General features: G+C 58.1%; 5 protein-coding genes. 3 read left to right on the top strand and 2 right to left on the bottom strand.

What is annotated here, in order from left to right; genetic code table 11:
- Window positions 1-530 precede the first annotated feature (530 nt).
- Both AC1D1Z_RS34745 and AC1D1Z_RS34740 read left to right on the top strand, forming a co-directional pair.
- Window positions 531-812 (top strand): hypothetical protein, encoded by a 282-nt coding sequence (locus AC1D1Z_RS34745; protein ID WP_477853332.1) that lies wholly within the window; start codon window positions 531-533, stop codon window positions 810-812.
- A gap of 365 nt (window positions 813-1,177) precedes the next feature.
- A complete protein-coding gene (locus AC1D1Z_RS34740) occupies window positions 1,178-1,372 on the top strand; it encodes a hypothetical protein (protein ID WP_018448450.1) in 195 nt (64 codons plus the stop codon).
- 350 nt (window positions 1,373-1,722) lie between these two features.
- On the opposite strand, the gene AC1D1Z_RS34735 is transcribed toward AC1D1Z_RS34740, so the two are convergent.
- Window positions 1,723-1,980, bottom strand: coding sequence for a hypothetical protein (locus AC1D1Z_RS34735; protein ID WP_026230995.1), 258 nt, complete (start codon window positions 1,978-1,980; stop codon window positions 1,723-1,725).
- Window positions 1,981-2,217: 237 nt separating this feature from the next.
- Between AC1D1Z_RS34735 and AC1D1Z_RS34730 the strand changes: the two genes are divergently transcribed.
- Complete coding sequence (locus AC1D1Z_RS34730; protein ID WP_155295810.1) at window positions 2,218-2,358, top strand: hypothetical protein; 141 nt, start codon at window positions 2,218-2,220, stop codon at window positions 2,356-2,358.
- A gap of 939 nt (window positions 2,359-3,297) precedes the next feature.
- Here the strand turns inward: AC1D1Z_RS34730 and AC1D1Z_RS34725 are convergent.
- A partial coding sequence (locus AC1D1Z_RS34725; protein ID WP_477853329.1) for a sensor histidine kinase occupies window positions 3,298-3,999 on the bottom strand: 702 nt, incomplete at its 5' end.

Genomic DNA, 3,999 nt, shown 5'->3' with positions numbered 1-3,999 from the left:
AAGTACGTCCTTGCCAAAATACAGAATGGCAATAACAGCGAGTACACTCGCGAAGGCAGGCATGCGTGAAGGGGAGGATGGCGAGGTCGAATAGACGCGGCGGGGGCCGAGGTCACTTTCCAATTCCGCCTCCGTGATCTTGGCGTCGCTCGAAGACATCGATGTGTCGGTCGCTCTCGCCAAGTCTTTTGAAATTAGGGCGCAAATTGGCCTCGGCAATGGTTGAGACGTACCTCCTTCGACGGGCTTTAGGGCATAGGCTCCGAAAAACAGCCCCGCCGTCGTTGGGGCTATGTTGCTGATCGCACCTTGTTGCAGGCCAGTTCCTGTCAAGCCACTCGTGCCGTTGCGTACGGCGATGAAGCCGGTGATCGGATCCGCCGTCCGCCGTCCGCCGCCAGATGACACTCGCTGGCCGGGAGGTGATTTGCCGCTCCGCGCTGCGAACCTCGGCCGCCCCAAATCCCGTACCGGAATACTTGGCAGCCTTGCCAGCGCGCCACATCGTGTCGTCGCCCACAATCGAGACCATGGCCGCGGAACTGTCCGCCTTCAACGCCGACATGGCCGCATTCGGGCGCCTCTCGTCCGACCTGCCTATGACCGTTGTCTTCGGCGACCGGGACGGGGTCATCGACTATCGGTGGCACTCGGCGTGGATCCAACGGAGCCACGACCAGGCGCTCTTCAAGACGCTCAGGGGCGTGGGCCATATGCCGCAWCATGTCCGGGCTGAGGTGTGTGTGGAACTGCTGGAGCAGCTCGTCGACACCGCGTCCATCGTGGAGAGTAAGAGGACACTGGTGGCATGAGGATGATCTTCTTCAAGCTGCTTTCCTCCAAGTCCCACAGGCGCATCGATCTATATGGCCGTCGACACGCCGCATCGATCATCGAGCTTTTGGAAGGCTATACGAACAGATAGCATGCCTGATTCCAACGCATCTCTTCATTAGCGCGTACAAAAATGCTCTACTGTGAGCGCCTTCTTAAAGGCAACGAGCGGCCTGACTCTCTGTGGTGCAAGAGTTCCCTTACCACCCGCTGAATGCGAGCCCTCTGCCGAGCTGCCGACTGACGTCACGAGCCTCGCGGATGTCCAAGAGCCGCCAGGCAGTCATGTCTGATAGATCGCTCACAATTGACCAAAGTCGTTACCACACGGAGGCCGTTCACGATGGCATCGCAAAGATATAGCCGTTGCAAGAACCTCAATATTTACTGGACGGTGTTCGATAAAGTCAGCGGACAGGCGGCCATCATCGATGGGTTTGTCATGGACATGCTCACCGCCGAGGAGGCCGACAACTTGGTCGATCTACTAAATCGTGGCAACCAAGTGAGCCTCTGGTGTTTTGTCGAACGGTTTTAAAAGCAACCGGCCATCCGCGCAAGCACGCGGCTGTTTGGAGGCTATTGGCTCTGGGCCGTTTCGGAATGGTCTCTTGTCTTACACGCCCCTGGGAACGCAAGCAGGTGGTCGTCGTCGGGAAACGGATTGGATTGCCAGATTGACCAGACTGAGGCTTGTTGTACCACTTCCTTGAGGTCAAATTGGACGTGCTGGCGGGCCTGCGTTGTTTCGATCACCCCGTCATGGGGACGTCTTCTTCCAAAATTCAATTGCTTGTGGACGTTTCCATTGAGGCGGCCATCTTTGATCGTGCTGCTGGATATTTCTCGTTGGACCAATTCCCTTGGAACCTCGCGAAGACCGCCATTTCATTCGGCCGTTGGGCCGTGCATCGATATGCTTGGACTTGAATTCGCTCGGCAAAGAATATTGAGGGCGTCTTGCAATCTAAGGGCAGCCAGCGCCCTCGTTGCTTCCTCGGCTGGCCATCCGGCGGCCATTGCCGCCGAAAGCAAGGTGGATTCGGTGTGAAGCTCCAGTCTTTCGTAGAGAGGCTCAAGCGCCTCGCGGGCGGTCACAACGTGCTCGTCCGGGGGCGTGATCGGAGTCGGAGATACCGTCGGCATTCTGCGTCCTTCCCTAACGGCTTTGGAACCTGAAGACTCCCCATGGTTCCAACGTACTGTGAATGGCCAGCGAAGCCGTGCAAGGATGAGCAGCTTGGCGAAGCCGGCACTTATGAGCAAACGTTAAAACAAAGTGTACAGGTCCACCATCATACTTGTGTATGCGGAAATTATACGACCGCAGCAAACAGGCGGGCGCTAGGGAGCCATGCCAGGCTCGGCCACTCGTTTTTGAGCATGAAGCCCTCGAAAAACGAGCGCGATATCGGCGTCATGGTCGTCCATTCCAGCCGAGGGCATCTCATCGCGAAGCGGGTGATGGTCGACTTTCCAGCGGAGACATCACGCGGCTTGCCGACCTCGATCAAGGACTCCTAAACCCCCGTATAAGTCATCCCCTCCTGTTCGCTACCCCGATCCTTCCTCCAGATCAATGGCGGGTCGGGCAGCGTCCTGCTATGGTCAGGGTACATTTCTTCCGCGCGGCTATGTGATCAGGCTCACTGGGGAGTTCATCACGCAGCGGGGGTAGTACCTGCATCAAGATCAGTCGGGACGGCGGTTTCACCACACAAGGTGGCCGGGGAGCCTACGGGTCGCACCGTTTGCCTCTTCGTTCTTTCGCGTTCCTTCCAAGGATTGACGCCATGACACATGAACTCAACCGAATCGAAATCGATCTGGTCCCGTTGACCTTGTTTCCCAGCGCATATGGGAAAGCTTGGCCCTGGGCTCCGGGCTCTCCGCTCCACATGCCGCCAGATGGTTCATCATGGCCGAATACGGCCTTTGGGGCTCATTTGATGATGTTTTCCGTCATGCCACGCGAAACAATCACGCCTCCCTGGGGACAAGCTTTGCGCGCCGGGAGATCTGCTTTTACCCTGTTTGTGACCGGGACGCGGTTCGGTCTCTTGTGCTACTCCTTCGGGCTTTTCCGTCTTGTGGAGGACTTCGAGGATCTTTGCCCTTCAGTGAGTTCCGTGACTATGCATTAAGCCAAACGATCTGTGTCTTCGATAGGGTTTCTTGGTCCGCACCTGGATCATCGAACTTGGGGCGAAGTCCCGTTTAGCTGGTGCGGACATGGTAGTGCTGCTCATCGCGTCCAGCTTCCCGTGGCACGATTTCGCCCCTTGCGATGCGCTTGTTGCTTTCTCCACTGCTGCCTCCATTCGCCCGCTGACCGCGTCATGAAGGTGAATTCAGTTTCAGCGGCACCTCGGTCGTCTCGCGATGGAGAAGAGAGGCCCGCCGACGCCTTCACACTTCGCCGAGAGCAGCACTGGCTGCGAAAGCTTCAGCCAGTTGTTGGTCCTATTTTCCCGGCATTGTGATTTGGTCGGCATGCGTTGTGTGGATTTCGTCTCGTTCTAGAGGCAGGGTGAACAGAAACACTGCCCCACGAGGGTCATTAGCGGTGGCCCACATCTGGCCCCCGTGAGCCTCGATGATCGAACGGGAGATCGCCAGGCCCATACCCATGCCGCTGGATTTGGTCGTGTAGAAAGCCTCGAAAATGCGGTCCATGCTTTGCGGGTCCAGGCCTGGACCCGAGTCGCGCACCCTGACGACCACGCCTCCCGAGCCTGTCCCGGTGCTGATCAGCAACTCGCGCTCTTCCTCATTAACGCCGTTCATCGCCTCGATGGCGTTCATGATGAGGTTTAGGATCACCTGTTGCAACTGGACACGATCCCCTTCCACCGACGGGAGGCTCCTCGCGAATTGGGTCCGCAGCGTGACGCCTTGCCGGAGCACTTCACCGCTGGTCAAGGCAATCACGTGACGAATGGCCTCGTTGAGGTCGAATTGCCCCTTGTGAGGGGGTTCCTTCTTGATCAAGGCACGGATCCGGCCAATGACATCGCCGGCTCGATTGGCGTTCTCGACAATCCGGCCGAGCGCCTGAGTCACCTCCTCGAGATTCGGCGGACGGTTACCGAGCCAGCGCAAGGCCGCCTGGGCGTTGGTGAGCGACGCGGCGAGCGGCTGATTGACTTCATGGGCGATGGAGGC

It is taken from the genome of Rhizobium sp. P1_E1 (genome assembly GCF_056406015.1).
This window is presented reverse-complemented; position numbering and strand designations above follow the sequence as displayed.